This window comes from Sphingorhabdus sp. Alg239-R122 (genome assembly GCF_900537065.1).
Lineage (GTDB): Bacteria > Pseudomonadota > Alphaproteobacteria > Sphingomonadales > Sphingomonadaceae > Alg239-R122.
Window position 1 is genome coordinate 66,332 of sequence record NZ_UNRC01000006.1, and the last position, 16,523, is coordinate 82,854.

A 16,523-nucleotide genomic window follows, 5' to 3' on the forward strand; every position below is an offset into this window, starting at 1 on the left:
GGTGCACTCGGCGACTTTGCAAGCTTTGCATTGTTATATCAGAATCATGATGACGGTAAGGCGAAAACCCTATTCGACTGATCACAATGTCCTTAATGTTATGGAATCTAAAAAGCGGCCGCTCAGCGCTTATCAAATCGCTGATGCGCTTACACGCATAACACACACGCAGGTCTATCGCGCATTGGACCGTCTGATTCTGGCGGGCAGCGTAAGAAAGATTACTTCGTGCAACCACTTTGTTACTGCATCAGCTGCGCATGAAATCGCCATGGTCTGCAAACGATGCGGATATTGTGAGTTGCGGCAAAATGATGCTGCATTCTCGGCACTTGGCACATTATGTGCCGCCCAAGGTTTTACGGTCCGTGAAGCATTCATCGAAATCTCGGCCATCTGCAGCAATTGCGTAGAGGCCGATGGAAAGCTATGTTCAACAACGCCCAATAAAACGGAGACGATTTCCCATGATTAGACGTTCAATTTTCCTCGCTTCTGCTGCAATAACCATGTTCAGCGCGGTGCCTTCACCAGCTCTTGCCGATGAAGGCATGTGGACTCTGGATGCATTTCCAGCCGAACAGATGCGCGAAAAATACGGATGGGCACCCGACCAGGCATGGCTCGACCGGGTACAGGCGGCTTCGGTACGTTTGACAGGTGGTTGCTCCGCCAGCTTCGTTTCGCATCAAGGGCTCATTCTCACCAACCATCACTGCATCGCAAGCTGCCTGTATGAAAATTCGACCGATGCGGACGATTTTCTGAAGCGCGGCTTTATTGCGGCGAACCGTGAGCAAGAGAAGAAGTGCGCTGGTCAACAGGCCGAGATTGTCACCAGTATTGTCGATGTGACAGACGATATAACAGCAGCCATTGGCGATGCCACTGGCGAAGCGCTTACCAAAGCGCGCAGCGCAAAAATTGCCGCACTCGAAAGTGCGGGTTGTACCGATATGAAAACTACCCGCTGCCAAGTCGTCACTCTTTTTGGCGGCGGCCAGTACAAGCTTTATATTTATCGCAAATATTCCGATGTCCGGCTGGTCTGGGCACCCGAAGACCGGGCGGCAACATTTGGCGGCGATCCCGATAACTTCAATTTCCCGCGCTATTCGCTCGATGCCTCGTTCCTGCGCGCTTATGAAAATGGCAAGCCCGTTGCGACGCCCGCGCACCTCACATGGAACCCGCGTCCGCCAAAGGAAGGCGAAGTTACATTCGTTGTCGGTAATCCCGGCTCGACATCACGGCTTTATACGCAGAGCCAGCTTGCCTTTGAACGCGAAGTGCGTCTGCCGGTGACGCTCACCACCCTGTCCGAACTGCGCGGACGGCTTATCCGTGCGATGGAGGAAAACTCGGAAAAGGAACGTGAAGGGCTGGACCTGCTTGGCGGTATCGAAAACTCGCTGAAAGTCTATATTGGCCGTACCAGGGCGCTGAACGATCCTGCCTTCACCGCGAAACTTGCCGAAGCCGAAACCGAACTGAAAGCGAAAAGTAGGAGCAATGCCGCTATTGATGATCCATGGACTAGCGTGGATGAGGCAATGCAGGCCTATCGCTCCTATTATCTATCTTCTCGCTTTACCGATCCTTCTGGCGATCTATACGGCTATGCGCAGGCATTAGTGCTGGCCGCCATCGAACGTGAAAAACCCAATGCGGAGCGTTTGCCCGGCTATACCGACAGCGCGCTTCCTCTTACGGAAAAGCGGTTGCTTGATGAGCGGCCAATCTATCCATGGCTTGATGAACTGATATTCGGATGGAGTTTATCGAAGGGCCGCGAATATCTGGGCGCGGATGATCCTGATACGAAATTGATATTGGGCAAGGAAAGCCCCGAGCAACTGGCCGAACGGCTAGTAAATGGAAGCGACCTTGCCAACTCCGAAATGCGCAAAAAGCTGTGGGATGGCGGGATGGCAGCTATCGAAGCGTCCGACGATCCAATGATTGCTTTCGCACGAAAGCTTGAAGGGAGGCAGCGTGAACTAAAGCAGCAGATCGACGAAAATTATAGCGGCCCGCTCGCCACTACCGGTGCCAAACTCGCCGATGCGCGTTTTGCTGCCTATGGCGACAAACTCTATCCCGACGCGACCTTTACGCTGCGCATCAGCTACGGCCAGGTAAAGGGCTGGATGGAGCGCGGCCAGCAGGTACCGATTGCCACCACCATGGGCGGCACGTTTGACCGCGCAACCGGCAATGAACCGTTCGACCTCGCACCCGCGTTTGCAGCGAACAAGAACAAGATTGATCCCGCCACGACATATGATTTCGTATCGACCAACGATATTATTGGGGGCAATTCCGGTTCGCCGGTGATTGATAAGGAAGGCACTGTGATCGGCGCGGCGTTTGATGGCAATATCCACTCGCTCGGCGGGAATTATGGTTACGATCTTAATCTTAACCGTACAGTATCGGTGTCCACGGCCGCAGTACAGGAGGCACTGGAGACGATATACCCGGCACCGCACTTAGTAAAAGAGCTTGCAGGAAAATAGCGGTTATTCAATTCGTCCGCGAAGCCAAACTCCGCAGTTCCATATTGCGGAGTTTGGCTTTTGTTGCAGCACTAGAATTGACTAAAAACTATCGTTTAAGCTCGATCGATGCGCCTTGTTTTAGGCGAAACAGTAGGCCTTCAATTTGGTTCAAAGAAGCACTTACTTCGTAGCATGGCTACGATTGCTAGTTCGCTGTTTAACAGCGGGGTAGCTAATTAGAAGTTCAGAGCTATCAACAGTTCAGGTCTGTTGTAGGAAAGTCCACTATTCACTGCTCGTTTCCAAAAAGTGGAATGACGGCTATCGGCCCAAGTTTCGACCAGCGCTCAGCGGCGGAGATTGGGGGTGAAAGCGGACGTAGCGTAACGGTGCGCAATCGGGCAATCTGGGATAATACAAACACTCAATCTCGGAAGAACCTCTTCTCTTCAGAGAGGAAGCGGAAGATCCAGACCAAAGTAAAAACGCCAAAAGCAACCAATCCCCAGACTGGCGGCTCCTCGTCCCCTTTATGCAGAATAATGGCCGCAGCCATTATTATCCATGAGGGAATGCCAACGTAGATTTCAAGGCGCCGAGCGAGAGTCATTTAGCAGGCCTATCGCAAGTGGAGCCGCCGCACAACAAGGAATCATCAACGTCCGAAACTGAGGGTGAAAGCGATCACTTCTGTGGTTTAACCGCTAGTGGCAGATCATCAAACAAAGCTGGAGGCCCACCAAGTTGGGCGCCTTCAATTTCGAGCATCTTAAGTTTGGTTTCTACGCCGCCCGGCGCTGAAAAGCCGGTAAGTTTTCCATTTGCACCAACAACGCGGTGGCAAGGAACGATGATCGGGATAGGATTGCGCCCGAGAGCCTGGCCAACCCTTTGAGCAAAAAGTTTGTCCCCGAGTTCCGATGCAACATCGCCGTATGTGCGCGTCTCCCCAGCCGGAATTGCGCAAGTGACAGCGTAGACCTTCTTTGCGAATGCATCGACTTCACCAAGGTCGCAGGCGACAAATGACAAATCTACTTTTTCACCTTCAAGCAGCGCAATGATTGATTGAATGGCACGATCAATGGCCGGTGGCGGTTTAGCTCTTCTCGCCCCAGTTCGTTTGACAACGCGGGCCGCCGTCGCGGCAGGTGTCTTTTCAGGCAAAGAGGCTGCGACGACCACCTCGCCACGCCAAGCGATGCAACAATCACCGATCGCCGTAGGAAAAAGAGTATATTGCGCTATATTCAAAAAAAGCCTCAGTCCTTAGGCAGGGAAACAAAGTCAACAAAGATGGCGTGGTTCATGTGGTTAAATGCACCTAATCCCATCTTGGGGACTTGCCTTGCTGGAGGTATGCAGTGAATTTGTTGCATATATCTTGACCTATTCCAGTCCAGCCTGCGGTCCGCGTTCGAGCAACGTCGTCAGAACAATATGGCTGCGAGTATTAGTGACATCGCCAAACTCCCGCATCCGGACCAGAAGCTCGTCGAGAGCATTTGTGCTTTTACACCGCGCCTTTATCAAAAGGCAGGAATCTCCGGCTACGCTGTGAATCTCTTCAACATCAGCGTCCTCATGTAGTTTGGCAAAATTTTCCCGGGCCCTGGCTCCGGTGTAATTCACATGAATAAAGGCGAGAAGCGGGCGCCCGATTTTTGCGCCGTCCAGGCTAATGGTATTCTTCATAATCACGCCTGCGGCTTTCATTTTCTTCACCCGTTCGTGCACAGCTGGTGCCGAAAGATGCACCTTTGCACCTAGGTCAGAATAGGATTGCGATGAATCTTCGCTAAGCGCGCTTAATAATTTTCGGTCTGTATCGTCGATAACCAGCTCCGATACCCGTTTCTGCTGAACGCCGTTCGTATTTATATCCATAAGTCCAAAAATCCTTGATGCCGAATATTATTCGATAATATAGCTATATGGCAATATTATATTCTGCAATAGGAATTCTCTATGGAACTGAGCGTTTACCTCATTTTCTTCGTCACCACTGCCATCGTGATTTTCGTTCCGGGCCCTGCGGCAATCGCAATAGCAGCCCAAGGGGCGGGCAATGGCCACAAACGCGCAACCTTCGGCGTATTTGGCGTAGCAGCGGCCAATGCGGTCTATTTCATTTTGTCCGCCATGGGCATTGCATCGCTGCTGATCGCGTCGGCGTTTGTTTTCAACGCCATCAAATGGATTGGGGTTGCCTACCTGATCTATCTCGGCCTGACAGCAATCTTCAGCAAAACCGGCGGCATTCAGTTTCCCACGGGCAAGCTTCAGTCCGCGGTTTCATTATTTGGAAAAGGTTTCATTGTCGAGTTCGCGAGCCCAAAGGCATTGCTATATTTTGCAGCAATCCTTCCGCAGTTTCTCGATGTCTCAAGACCAATCGTTCCCCAAATGCTCCTCATGGGCGGGACGACAGTCGCGTTCGATCTGATCTCATACAGCCTATACGCTTATGTCGGTGACCGGTTGACCAGCGGCGCTGTCAAAGAATGGATCGTCCGCCTGATCAATCGCGTAGCTGGCGGAGCTTTGTTGTTGGCGGGTGCACGGATGGCGAGCGTTTAGGCACGCTCTTGGATTGATCGATAAGCGCCAGCAGATTGGACTGACATGACCGAACTATTCCCACCCATCGAACCCTATGAAACAGAGTTTCTGGATGTAGGTGACGGCCACACGATATTTATTGAACAAGCAGGTAACCCCAGCGGCAAGCCAGTAGTCTATCTGCATGGCGGCCCAGGGGCAGGGAATTCACCGGTAACGCGACAGTTATTTGACCCTGATATTTACCGGATTATCCATTTCGATCAAAGAGGATGCGGCCAGAGTACGCCGCATGCCTCGTTGGACGCCAATACGACTTGGCATCTTGTCGAAGACATGGAAAAAATCCGCAAGCATCTGGGTATAGAGGCGTGGCAGATTTGCGGCGGAACGGCAATATCCCGCTCGACTGGGTTGAGCAGCGAAAGCAACTCGGGTTCAGCTGAAACATTAAAACTGCATCTGCATCCGAGGACGCTAAATCGGCCTCTAGAGATAATGGCGAGATCATGCCTGTTTCTGCGAGGCCAAATGGGTCTCTGGTGCGCACTGCAACCACTGTGCTGCCATAACCCGCTAAGAACACGCGACTAATCCGGCCACGTTGGTCAGAATCTCAGGACACGGAAAAACTGAAGAAAAAATGGTGCTGCTGGAGAGAATTGAACTCTCGACCTCAGCCTTACCAAGGATGCGCTCTACCACTGAGCTACAGCAGCCAACCATTTTATGCCTGCATATGCAGGAAATGTGCAGCCGGTGGTTCAGCTGGACAGAGGCGCCTAATGGTCAAGTGCCGCCTTTTTGTCAAGCCATATAGCAGGCACATGATGCACTCTGCTTGCAATAGGCGACAAATTGCGGCAATTCGTGCGCGTTATGGCGAAAAAAGACACTAAAGAAGAACGTGCCGCGCGGTTGGCAGAGAATCTGCGCGCCAATTTACGCCGCCGCAAGCAGCAGGCGCGTGAAAGCGGAGGCCAGGTGGTGCAAAATGAATCAGGTGAGGAAGAATAGTCCTTAGCCTTGATTCGGCTTTATCTTTTCAAACCCGGCAATGGCACCGCGAAACCTGTCTGGAACAGGCGCAGGGCGGCCTGATTCTTTCAGGAAATGGACATAGGTTGACGTAACGACGCACAGCAGCTCGTCGCCGCGAAACATGGCTATCTGAAACACAAAGCTGCTATTGCCGATTTCCGCAACGCGTACGCCCATGTCAATCACGTCGTCCGCCTTGGCGGAACCGCGGAAATCAAGCGCGCTATGCCGTACCATGACATCTCCGTCCGGTCCGAAAAAGTTCACGCTTTCCCAGCCGCCATCGCCGCCCAGTTCGCGAAAATATTCGGTTACCGCAATATCGGCGAAAGTGAGGTAATGGCCGTTAAAGACCACATTTTGTATATCAACTTCGTGGTAGCGCACACGCTTGGGCGCAAATATCGCAAAGTCGCTGCGATCCGGACTATTTATCATGAAGCTATTCGGGCTGCGTGACAGGTGCGCAGGCGGCTTCGAGCCATTCCCGTGCATCACCCTCAAGCCGTGGCCCCACGATTTTCATGACCTTGGCGTGATAATCGTTCAGCCATGCCAGTTCTGTGTCTGACAGCATGGATGCATCAACCAAATTACGGTCAATCGGCGCGAATGTGAGCGTTTCAAAACCCATCATCTCTTGCTCTGCCCCCTCTATTGAACGACTTTCGACCAGCACCAGATTTTCGATGCGGATGCCATATTCATTTGCCTTGTAATATCCAGGTTCATTGGAACAGATCATGCCTGGGCGCAGTGGCTCGCTCATGCCGCCAAAGCTGGCGATACGCTGCGGGCCTTCATGCACGGCCAGATAGCTGCCGACACCGTGTCCGGTGCCATGCGCATAATCGACGCCGTCCGCCCATAGATACTGCCGGGCCAACGCGTCGAGCTGCCCGCCTGTAGTGCCTTTCGGGAAAACGGCACGGTCAAGCGCGATATGACCCTTGAGCACCTGTGTGAAACGCCGCCGCATCTCGCCCGTTGGTTCGCCGACAATCATGGTGCGCGTAACATCGGTGGTGCCGTCCAGATATTGTCCGCCGCTGTCGACCAGATACATGGAATTCATGGTGATCGGCTTGTTGGTTTCCTCTGACACCTTGTAGTGGCACAGCGCACCATTGGACGAAGCGCCCGATATGGTGTCAAAACTCAGATCCTTGAGCGCCGGACTTTCTTCACGAAATTCCTGCAGCTTGGCGGCGACAGACAGCTCGTCATGGCTGCCCCCGGGCGCTGCAACAGAAAACCAGTGCAGGAACCGTGAAAGTGCGGCGCCATCGCGCGCCTGAGCAGCACGGTGACCGGAGGTTTCGGCCTCATTCTTGATCGCTTTGGCGAGCACAGTGGGGTCGCGGCGACGGGTGATTTTCGCTTCTACTGCACGCAACCGTTCGAATATCGCGGCAGCGGCACGTTCGGGATCAACGCCAACCTTCTTGCCTTTCAGCATTTCCAGTTCTGCTTCAAAAGCATCATATTCGTGCAGGCTCACCTGATTGCCCAGATGGGCGCGTACATCATCGGTCAGTTTTTCTGGTGACACAAACAGGTCGGCATGTCCGTCACTATGTACAATCGCATGGGCAAGCGAAACCGGTGTGTGAGTGATATCCTTACCGCGTATGTTGAACAGCCACGCCACCGAATCAAGCGCATTGACCACGGTTGCATCCAGCCCTTCGGACTTCAGCCAGCCTGCAACCTCGTCACGCTTGTCCTCGGCGGACTTGCCAGCATATTCCAATGGATGAACAGTGAGCTGCTCTGGTGAGTGGGCAGGCTGATCGCCCCAGATGGCATCTATCGGGTTGCTGCCCGTAGCGACGGCTTCTGCGCCCTTGAATTTGAGCTTGCGCGCCAGGTCTTTTGCCCAGTCGTCAGTGTGCAGCCATGCATCATAGCCGATTTTTTGACCCTGCCCGGTATTTTCCTTCAGCCAGTCGAGCATCGACTGGTCATAAGTGCCGATATAGTCATAAAATTGCCCGTCCACCTGATCGCGTACCTGAATGGTATAGCGCCCATCGGTAAAGATGGCGGCTTTGTCGAGCATAACGACTGCGCTGCCCGCGCTGCCCTTGAATCCTGTCAGCCATTCGAGTCGCTGGGCGTAACTGCCGACATATTCACTCATATGCTCGTCACTGATAGGGATGATAAACCCGTCCAGACCTTCGGTTTTCAGCTTGTCGCGGAGCGCGGACAGACGGGCTTCATAAGTGGACATCAACATGGCGGACCTTTCAAATATCTTGAATTAAGCTGCTGTCCTCTACATAGGTTGTATCGTGGGATTTTGCCACCGCGATAATGCCGCGGGGCAAAATTCTGAACTGCCGGATATGAGGAGCCTGTCATATGAAAATCTCTTTCATCGCCCTGAGCGCTGCGGCGGCCCTTTTGCTTACCCCCCAAACCATTTCAGCCGAGGAAAATATGACTGCAAAACAGATCACACCGCCGGTCGCGGAACAGCGCCCGTATAGTTATGAACGGCACGGCATCACGGTGGAGGATCCCTATTTCTGGCTGAAGGATCAAAGCTATCCCAAAGTGGATGATGAAGATGTGCTCGATTACCTCAAAGCCGAAAACACCTATTTCGATGCGCAGATGAAAGGGCAGGAAGACCTTGTCGAAACGCTGTTCGAGGAGATGAAGGGGCGGATCAAGGAAGATGACAGTTCTGTCCCGCAAAAGGATGGCGATTGGCTGTACTGGGTCGAGTATGACAAGGGCGCACAGTATAAGAAATGGTACCGCAAACCTGTTACGGGCGGTGACAAAGTCCTTATCCTTGATGAGACAGAACTGGCCAAGGGCAGGGAATATTTCCGGCTTGGCAGTTTTTCGGTCAGTCCGAATGGCAAGCTGCTGGCTTATTCGCTTGATGACAGCGGTTCCGAACGCTTTGATGCGCGGATTAAAAACCTGGAAACCGGTGATTTGCTGGAAGATACGATCCCCGGCACGCTGTCCAGCCTGGTCTGGTCGAGCGATTCCAAGTCGCTGGTTTATGGCCTTGCCAATGAAAACTGGCGTACTGACAATGCGCGGCTGCACGTTATTGGTACGCCGTTTGAAAGCGATATTGAGCTATATAAAGAAGAAGACGAGGGATACCGTGTCGGCGTTGGTTTGACGTCATCGGAAAAATATCTGGTAATTGCTACAGGCGACAATGAAACCAGCGAAGTGCGGCTGGTGGATGCCGCCAATCCGGCGGGCGAACAAATCCTTGTCAAGCCGCGCAAGAAAGGCGTGGAATATTCGGTCGATGAACATGACGGCACGCTCTATATCCACACCAATGACAACCATATCAATTTCCGCCTCGCCACCGCCAGCATGGACGTGCCAGGCGAGTGGACGACTTTAATTGCGGGCAGCGACGCGTTCTACATGACTGATGTGGAGGCCTATAGGGATTTCTATGTCGTGGAAGGGCGCGAAAATGGCCTCGACCAGATTCAGGTGCGCTATTATGACGATACTGCGCGGGTGGAGATGGTCGCATTTCCCGAAGCCAGCTATAATGCAGGTCTGTCGAATAACCCGGAATATGACACCAAAAAACTGCGTATTTCCTATGAATCGATGGTCACGCCAGACACGGTCTATGACTATGATGTTGCGGAAAAATCGCTGGAAACACTGAAAGTACAGGAAATTCCGTCTGGTTATGACGCGAGCCAGTACCGCACCGAACGTGTGACGATCAAGGCGCGCGATGGGGTGATGGTGCCCGCATCGCTTGTTTATCACAAGGATACGCCGCGTGATGGCAGTGCGCCGCTGCATCTCTATGCATATGGTGCCTATGGCTATGCCATACCGCCCATTTTTTCGACCACGCGGCTGTCGCTGGTGGATCGCGGGTTTATCTATGCCATTGCACATGTCCGCGGCGGTGATGATTTGGGCCGGCAATGGTATCTTGACGGTAAACTGAAGAAGCGTACCAATACCTTTAATGACTTTGTTGATGTGGCGCGCGGGCTTGCCGCGAATAACTATACATCGCTTGGCAAGGTCACGGCATCGGGCGGCAGCGCGGGCGGTGAGCTAATGGGCGCAATCGTCAATAGCGACCCCGAAATCTGGGGCGCGGTGGCGGCGCATGTGCCGTTTGTCGATGTGCTGAGCACCATGCTTGACGAAAGCCTGCCACTGACACCGGGTGAATGGCCCGAATGGGGCAATCCGATTGCCGACAAGGACGCGTTCCTGCTGCTGCAGAGCTATTCGCCCTATGACAATGTCAGCGCGCAGGATTATCCGCCGCTGCTTATCACCGGCGGCCTGAATGACCCGCGCGTCACCTATTGGGAGCCCGCCAAATGGGCGGCGCGCCTGCGCGCAACCAAGACAGATGACAATGTGCTGCTCCTTAAAACCAATATGGGCGCAGGCCATGGCGGCAAGTCGGGACGTTTTGACAGCCTGCGTGAAACGGCGGAAGAGTTCGCGTTCCTGCTCTGGCAGATGGGCATGGCGGAGGATTGATGCAGAAAATAGCGATATGTCTGTGTGTCATTGTCGCTGTTTTCTTTCAGAGCAGTGCGGCATCAGCGCAGGAAGTACGCGTTGAGGTAGTCCGCGACGGTAATGAATGGACCGCGACTTATCGCTTTGCACGGTCCAGTCCTGGCTGGGCGCTGATCCGTTCCAATCCCGCACGCAAGACAGGACGCAGCTGGCGACTGGATAGCTGGTTGGTAGAAACGCCAGGTGTAACACTGGCGCGGTTTGATGGGCGCGACCTATTGATCGCGGACAAGGGACATGTTCCCCGAACCGTGCAGGTGCGCTTTACACCTTATGCAGATGATATACTCGCGGGATATGACCCGGCACTTGCCTTTAGCACGGGTGCGGTTGCGCTCTTTACGGGACAATTCGACGCCATGCCCTGGTCCGCCGAAAACGGTGTGGATATACAAAAGGCGCAAAATGCACAGGTCATATTGCGCGATCGCCGCGGGAAGGTGCTGTTTGATGGTGCCAGGCACCATATGGCTGTTACCAATGGCCGTGCAGGCTATGCCGTATTCGGGAATGCCGATATTCTGGAAACGGAATATCTGGCTACGTTGATTGATCCCGATTTGCCGGACTGGCTATCGGCAGAACTGCTCAGATATATCCCGGCAACACTGGAGTTTTACACAGAGCGGTTGGGCAGCGCCAAAAAGGATGGCAAGCCCACTATTATGGTAAGCTGGAAAGGAGCCACACCGGGCCTGTCCAGCCTGGGCGGCAGCGTATTGCCGAATATGGTGGCGATGGTCATGGAAGGCAGTGCCCTGTCCGACAATAGCGACAAGGCACTGGATAATGCCAGGTGGTTTATCGCGCATGAATCTGCTCATTTCTGGCTGGGCCAGACAGTCGGCTATCAAAAACGCGCGGACATGTGGATGACCGAAGGCGGCGCTGACCTGATGGCTATCCGTGCGGTGGCAAGCATCAACCCGGATTTCGACGTACGCGGTGAATTGCAGCGCGAGCTGGATGACTGTGTTAAGTTTACCAGGAACAAGCCTTTGGGTGAGGCTGACAAGCGCAATGAATTTCGTGCATTTTATGCATGCGGTGCAATATTCGGGATGATAGCTGAAGCAGCTGCGCAGAAAAAGGGAGGTGACTTTTTCACCTTCTGGAACAGCCTTGTTGCCGCGAACAGAAAAGATGGCATAGTGACGCGCAGGGAATGGCTTGCCGCTCTCGACAGGATTGCCGGGAACACAGCATTTTCAGCCGATATCCGCACGCTTCTCGACACATCCCAGGATGATCCGGGTGCGGTGATCGAAGCCATGTTGAAACGCGCCGGCATCCTGATATTACGCGATAATGATGGAAGGTTGATACTTTCGTGACACAGGCTTTTGAAAAACCCTTTACCGCCACACCGGCCCATATCGATGAGCTTGGCCATGTGAATAACGCGGTGTGGGTGCAGTGGATTCAGGATATGGCGACTGCACACTGGCAGGCGGCGGCGGATCCGGCGCATGTGGATGCCTATATCTGGGTCGTGATCCGGCATGAAATTGATTATAAAGGCAATATTGCCGAGGGAGAGCAGGTCACGGGCCGTACATGGATACCTGGTGAACCCAAAGGTGCGCGTTTTGCTCGTAATGTCGAATTTGTCGGTGATGGTGGCAAAATCAAAGTGCAGGCGCTGACATGGTGGGCGATGATTGATCGGCAATCACAGCGGCCCGTACGCGTGACGCCGGAAATCGCTGCACCGTTTCTGTCAAAAAACTTCTAAAGACCGGCTTCCGGTAACATTTCCAATATTATCGAAATATAAATTGACTCCGTCCTTCATTTCGATAATATTGGAAATATAGAAATTATGGAGTCGGGTATGAATGAAACTGGAGCTGTGAGTGCACTGTCATCATTGGCGCAGGAGCACAGGTTAAAAATTTTTCGGTTATTGGTTCAGGCCGGGCCCGATGGGTCGTATGCGGGTGCAATAGCAGATCGTCTGAAAGTTCCGGCAAGCTCGCTATCGTTTCACTTGGCGCATTTAACGCGTTCAGGACTTATCAGTCAGGAACGACAATCCCGGCAACTGATCTACCGCGCCGAATTCGCCCGTATGAACGAGTTGCTGAATTATCTGATGCTAAATTGCTGTCAGGATTCTGCCTGTACCCCTGACTCTGTCACCACCGAAGGAGCACACTCATGAAACGTATACACATCCATTTATCTGTAAAAAACATCGAAAAGTCTGTGGCTTTTTATAGCAAGCTATTTGGCCAGGAGCCAACCATGATCAAAAATGATTACGCTAAATGGATGCTGGATGATCCGCGTGTCAATTTTGCGATGTCGAGCCATTGCGGTACGGAGCGCGGTGTTGAGCATATTGGTATCCAGTCGGAAAATGCGGAAGAGCTTGCTGATGTATATGGACGGTTGAAAGAGGCGGGGCAGCCTGTGCTTGATGAAGGTGAGGTGACATGCTGCTATGCGCAGTCAGAGAAAAACTGGACCAGCGATCCCGACGGTGTTGTGTGGGAAGCGTTCCTGAGTTCAGGCGAAGCCACTCATTATGGCGACCGGATAGATGCCGAACAGGTAAAGACCGCTAAACCGCCTCGCAAGGAATGCTGCGCGCCTTAACGTTTATGGCGCCGTGCTTCCAGAAAACGGCCAAACCCAAATCCAGCGATGAAAACGCCGCCATATACCGCGAATAACGTCACATAGATTTTGAGCAGCGCGGCAACATCAAAGCCTGTACCGCCTGATGAGAAGCCTCCCCATATCGCCTCGGCCATATAACCGCTGCCCAGCAGTGTCATCAGCATGGCAATGGCAGCAATACCAGCAAAATGAATGGATTTCAGCTCAGGCAATTGCGTGGCTGCGCCGAAAATAATGACAAGAACGAACAGGTCCATTGGCCTTAGGTCACGTTTTCTTCGGCCCTGAGCGCCTTGCGGTCGAGCTTGCCGATCATCGTTTTGGGCAGCTCTTCGCGCACCACCACACCGGTAACGCGCTCATGTTTGCCCAGCTTGGCATTGAGCCAGTCTTTCAGCGCGCTGCCATCAATATCCGCGCCGTCCTCCAGCGTGACGAAAGCCTTGGGCATTTCGCCGCGATATTCGTCAGGTACACCGATGACGAGCACTTCCTTGACCTGTTCATGGTGATCGGCGACTTCTTCGATCTGGCTCGGGAACACCTTGAACCCGCCGACAGAGATCATATCCTTGATGCGGTCGACAATTTTCACATAGCCTTCTTCGTCAATTACCGCGACATCGCCGGTGCGCAGGAATTTGCCCAGGAATACATCCTCATCGGCATCGGGCCGGTTCCAATAGCCTTTCATGACCTGCGGTCCGGAAAATATAAGCTCGCCCGGTTCGCCTTTTGCCACCTGTTTTGAAGGGTCTTCCTTGTCTACAAAACGCACTTCGGTGCCAGGTAGCGGATGGCCAATTGTGCCGGTCTTGCTCAGCCCTTCATAAGGATTGACCGAAACAACGCCGCTGCTTTCCGTAAGCCCATAGCCTTCGACCAACCGTGCATCGGTGCGTTCCTCAAACTTGGTTTTGAGTTCGCCCGAAAGCGGAGCGCCGCCCGATATGCAGACCCGCAGCGAACTGAAATCGGTTTTGTCAATTTCAGGGCAGTCGAGCAGCGCCTGATACATGGTCGGCACGCCGGGCAGGGCAGTGACCTTGGTCCGGTTTATGGCTTTGAGTGCCTGTACAGCGTCAAAGCGCGGCAGCATGACAATTTCACCGCCATTCATCACCGTGCGGTTAAGCACACAGGTATTGGCGAAGACATGGAAAAAGGGAAGCACGCCCAATATCCGGTCTTCATCCGTCTCATGATGCGGATCAATGGCATTGACCTGCCGGGCATTGGCGGTGAGGTTTTGATGGGTGAGGATCGCACCCTTGGGCGTACCGGTTGTTCCGCCGGTATATTGCAGGACGGCAGGGTCATTGACGGGGTCAATATCCACTGCATCGTAATCGCCGTCATTATCAATCAGCTCTGCAAATAATGACACGCGGCTATCAGTTGGAATAGCGGCTTCTTCACCGCGTTTGAACAGGCGGTAGAGGATGGATTTTCCCATCGGCAGAGCCTCGGCCACGGTGCCGACAATCACGCGTTCAAGCGAGCTGTTTTCGAGCACTTCCAGCGCGCGAGGCAATAGCGCCTTGGCCGACAGGGTAATCAATATTGTGGTGCCGCTGTCCTCAACCTGATGCGCCAGTTCGTCAGGCGTATAGAGCGGAGAGAAATTGACGATTGTCGCACCCGCAGCCATCGCGCCATAATAGGCGGCGACATATTGCGGGACATTGGGGAGGAACAGCCCGACCCGTGTGCCGCGTTCAATCCCCATATCTTGCAAACCTTTGGCAACCTGCTCCGCAGTCGCCGCAACTGATGTATAGCTATATTTGCGGCCCATAAAATCGAGCAGCGGCATGCCGTTCAAACGGCGGGCGCTGTCAAAAAACATATCCGGCAGTGACATGGGGTCGAATGACTGATCCCATGTGCATGGATGGTTGTAATGGGTATTCCAGATCGGGGAATCGGTCATGTGGGGTGCTGCGCCTGTACAAATTTCAATTTACAAAGGTGTAAATTGGTTTCCTGTGCGGAGCAAGGGCTTAGGCGGTCTTGCTGAACCAGCCGACACCATCTTTTACATCCAGCTGTGCGCGGCCGGTATGTTCCAGGTGCCTGAGGTGCGCCATCGCTTCGCCGGTTGCCAGGCCATATACGCTGTCATCAATTTTGCGCGCAAACAGCAGCGCGAACGTATCCACTGCGCGCATAGGTTTGTCTGCCAGCGCTTTTTCCAGTGCATCCAGCCTGTCATGATGCCCCGCCGCGAGCGCATCCAACCGGTTATGCGCGCCGGTAAAAGGATAGCCATGGGCAGGCAGCACCAGCACGTCTTTTGAAAGCACACGGCGGAATTTAGCGATGCTGCGGAGCCATTCGCCCAGCGGATCAGCTGTTGGTTCACTCGTCATCACCGATACGTTTGAGGTGATGCGCGGCAATATCTGGTCGCCTGCGATAATCACACCATTGTCTTCATCCACCAGGCAGGCATGTTCGGGTGTATGCCCGCCGCCAGTCAGGATCCGCCAATTGCGCTTGCCAACCTGGATGACTGCGCCTTCATCAAGCCGCACATGGCTGATCGGGATCGGTGCGACGGCCTTGGCAAAATTACCCCAGCCGCGTTTACGCAGGTTCTCGATCCGCTCCTCATCCCATCCGGCAAAACGCATCTGGTCCAGCGCCTCGCGTGGTGGTTCGTCGCGCACATCCGTGGTCAGCATGCGTGCCATCAGCCATTCGGTGCGGTTCATCCAGAGCCGCACGCCATGTTTCTCGCACAGCCATCCGGCGCCGCCGACATGGTCAGGGTGGAAATGCGTGACAATAACACGGGTGATTCGGCGGCCATCCAGATCACCCGAAAACAGTTTTTCCCATGCCTTCAGGCTTTCGCCCATATTAAGTCCGGTATCGACGATCGCGACACCTTCGCCCTGTTCATCCTCATCATCCAGCAGCCAGATATTGATATGATTGAGCAACCCGGGAACGGGCAGGCGTGTCCAGCCAATGCCTGCTGCGAGCGGGAAGAGTTCGCCATATTCAGGTGCGTGGTCACCAATGGGATAAGTCAGGCCCTTGAACTCTTTTGCATCCAGCCCGTGCTGATCCAGATATTCCAGATCAGTCAGCGATGCGTCGTGCGCGGGCGGTGTTTGGGCGTTTGTGTCTGATGTCATAATGCCAGCGTAGAATATTGCTGCATCAAGGTGAAGTGATTTAATCGTTCGATTAAAAAAGGCGCCGCACCCGTGGTTACAGGGCGGCGCC

The 16,523-nt window shown here is 53.5% G+C and carries 18 protein-coding genes and 1 tRNA gene; 10 read left to right on the top strand and 9 right to left on the bottom strand.

The annotated features are described in order from the left end of the window. The first annotated feature begins 46 nt into the window (after positions 1-46). A complete protein-coding gene (locus G6Q15_RS07790) occupies positions 47-475 on the top strand; it encodes a hypothetical protein (RefSeq protein WP_164117444.1) in 429 nt (142 codons plus the stop codon). Next, on the top strand, positions 468-2,519 hold the full coding sequence (locus G6Q15_RS07795) for a S46 family peptidase (protein ID WP_164117446.1): 2,052 nt from the start codon (positions 468-470) through the stop codon (positions 2,517-2,519). Before G6Q15_RS07790 ends, G6Q15_RS07795 begins: the two co-directional genes overlap by 8 nt. Positions 2,520-2,925: 406 nt before the next feature. Here G6Q15_RS07795 and G6Q15_RS12290 read toward each other — a convergent pair whose 3' ends face one another. The 3 genes from G6Q15_RS12290 to G6Q15_RS07805 form a co-directional block, all read right to left on the bottom strand. Then, positions 2,926-3,057 carry a hypothetical protein gene (locus G6Q15_RS12290; protein WP_275897593.1) on the bottom strand — a complete coding sequence of 44 codons (132 nt, stop codon included), beginning with the start codon at positions 3,055-3,057 and terminating at the stop codon, positions 2,926-2,928. 128 nt (positions 3,058-3,185) lie between these two features. Then, positions 3,186-3,755 (bottom strand): methylated-DNA--[protein]-cysteine S-methyltransferase, encoded by a 570-nt coding sequence (locus G6Q15_RS12240; RefSeq protein ID WP_164117448.1) that lies wholly within the window; start codon positions 3,753-3,755, stop codon positions 3,186-3,188. A 135-nt stretch (positions 3,756-3,890) separates the two neighbouring features. Further along, positions 3,891-4,388, bottom strand: coding sequence for an Lrp/AsnC family transcriptional regulator (locus G6Q15_RS07805; RefSeq protein WP_164117450.1), 498 nt, complete (start codon positions 4,386-4,388; stop codon positions 3,891-3,893). 81 nt (positions 4,389-4,469) lie between these two features. Between G6Q15_RS07805 and G6Q15_RS07810 the strand changes: the two genes are divergently transcribed. Together G6Q15_RS07810 and G6Q15_RS07815 are read left to right on the top strand one after the other, a co-directional pair. Continuing rightward, positions 4,470-5,081 (top strand): LysE family translocator, encoded by a 612-nt coding sequence (locus G6Q15_RS07810; RefSeq protein ID WP_164117452.1) that lies wholly within the window; start codon positions 4,470-4,472, stop codon positions 5,079-5,081. A gap of 45 nt (positions 5,082-5,126) precedes the next feature. Next, positions 5,127-5,657, top strand: coding sequence for an alpha/beta fold hydrolase (locus tag G6Q15_RS07815; RefSeq protein ID WP_164117454.1), 531 nt, complete (start codon positions 5,127-5,129; stop codon positions 5,655-5,657). A gap of 50 nt (positions 5,658-5,707) precedes the next feature. Here the strand turns inward: G6Q15_RS07815 and G6Q15_RS07820 are convergent. After that, a tRNA-Thr gene (locus G6Q15_RS07820) sits at positions 5,708-5,782 on the bottom strand. A gap of 160 nt (positions 5,783-5,942) precedes the next feature. On the opposite strand from G6Q15_RS07820, the gene G6Q15_RS12185 reads away from it, so the two are divergent. Next, the gene (locus tag G6Q15_RS12185; protein WP_205518124.1) at positions 5,943-6,080 is read left to right on the top strand and encodes a hypothetical protein; all 138 of its coding nucleotides are present in this window, start codon (positions 5,943-5,945) and stop codon (positions 6,078-6,080) included. A 3-nt stretch (positions 6,081-6,083) separates the two neighbouring features. Here the strand turns inward: G6Q15_RS12185 and G6Q15_RS07825 are convergent, their stop codons facing one another. Both G6Q15_RS07825 and G6Q15_RS07830 read right to left on the bottom strand, forming a co-directional pair. Continuing rightward, on the bottom strand, positions 6,084-6,542 hold the full coding sequence (locus tag G6Q15_RS07825; RefSeq protein ID WP_164117456.1) for a thioesterase family protein: 459 nt from the start codon (positions 6,540-6,542) through the stop codon (positions 6,084-6,086). A 4-nt stretch (positions 6,543-6,546) separates the two neighbouring features. Further along, complete coding sequence (locus tag G6Q15_RS07830) at positions 6,547-8,340, bottom strand: aminopeptidase P family protein (protein WP_164117458.1); 1,794 nt, start codon at positions 8,338-8,340, stop codon at positions 6,547-6,549. A 209-nt stretch (positions 8,341-8,549) separates the two neighbouring features. On the opposite strand from G6Q15_RS07830, the gene G6Q15_RS07835 reads away from it, so the two are divergent. The 5 genes from G6Q15_RS07835 to G6Q15_RS07855 all read left to right on the top strand — a co-directional run bounded on the left by G6Q15_RS07835 (position 8,550) and on the right by G6Q15_RS07855 (position 13,262). Further along, the gene (locus G6Q15_RS07835; RefSeq protein WP_240330815.1) at positions 8,550-10,619 is read left to right on the top strand and encodes a S9 family peptidase; all 2,070 of its coding nucleotides are present in this window, start codon (positions 8,550-8,552) and stop codon (positions 10,617-10,619) included. Continuing rightward, complete coding sequence (locus tag G6Q15_RS07840; RefSeq protein WP_164117463.1) at positions 10,619-11,995, top strand: M1 family aminopeptidase; 1,377 nt, start codon at positions 10,619-10,621, stop codon at positions 11,993-11,995. Before G6Q15_RS07835 ends, G6Q15_RS07840 begins: the two co-directional genes overlap by 1 nt. After that, positions 11,992-12,396, top strand: a complete 405-nt coding sequence (locus G6Q15_RS07845; RefSeq protein WP_164117465.1) for an acyl-CoA thioesterase — start codon at positions 11,992-11,994, stop codon at positions 12,394-12,396. The genes G6Q15_RS07840 and G6Q15_RS07845 overlap by 4 nt, the downstream gene beginning before the upstream one ends. Positions 12,397-12,495: 99 nt before the next feature. After that, positions 12,496-12,825 (top strand): metalloregulator ArsR/SmtB family transcription factor, encoded by a 330-nt coding sequence (locus tag G6Q15_RS07850; RefSeq protein ID WP_164117466.1) that lies wholly within the window; start codon positions 12,496-12,498, stop codon positions 12,823-12,825. After that, positions 12,822-13,262 (top strand): ArsI/CadI family heavy metal resistance metalloenzyme, encoded by a 441-nt coding sequence (locus G6Q15_RS07855; RefSeq protein WP_164117469.1) that lies wholly within the window; start codon positions 12,822-12,824, stop codon positions 13,260-13,262. The genes G6Q15_RS07850 and G6Q15_RS07855 overlap by 4 nt, the downstream gene beginning before the upstream one ends. On the opposite strand, the gene G6Q15_RS07860 is transcribed toward G6Q15_RS07855, so the two are convergent. The 3 genes from G6Q15_RS07860 to G6Q15_RS07870 all read right to left on the bottom strand — a co-directional run bounded on the left by G6Q15_RS07860 (position 13,259) and on the right by G6Q15_RS07870 (position 16,432). Beyond that, positions 13,259-13,543, bottom strand: a complete 285-nt coding sequence (locus G6Q15_RS07860; protein ID WP_164117471.1) for a hypothetical protein — start codon at positions 13,541-13,543, stop codon at positions 13,259-13,261. The genes G6Q15_RS07855 and G6Q15_RS07860 overlap by 4 nt on opposite strands. A 5-nt stretch (positions 13,544-13,548) precedes the next feature. Then, positions 13,549-15,219, bottom strand: a complete 1,671-nt coding sequence (locus G6Q15_RS07865; RefSeq protein ID WP_164117473.1) for an AMP-binding protein — start codon at positions 15,217-15,219, stop codon at positions 13,549-13,551. Positions 15,220-15,289: 70 nt separating this feature from the next. After that, positions 15,290-16,432 (bottom strand): MBL fold metallo-hydrolase, encoded by a 1,143-nt coding sequence (locus tag G6Q15_RS07870; protein ID WP_164117474.1) that lies wholly within the window; start codon positions 16,430-16,432, stop codon positions 15,290-15,292. Positions 16,433-16,523 lie beyond the last annotated feature (91 nt).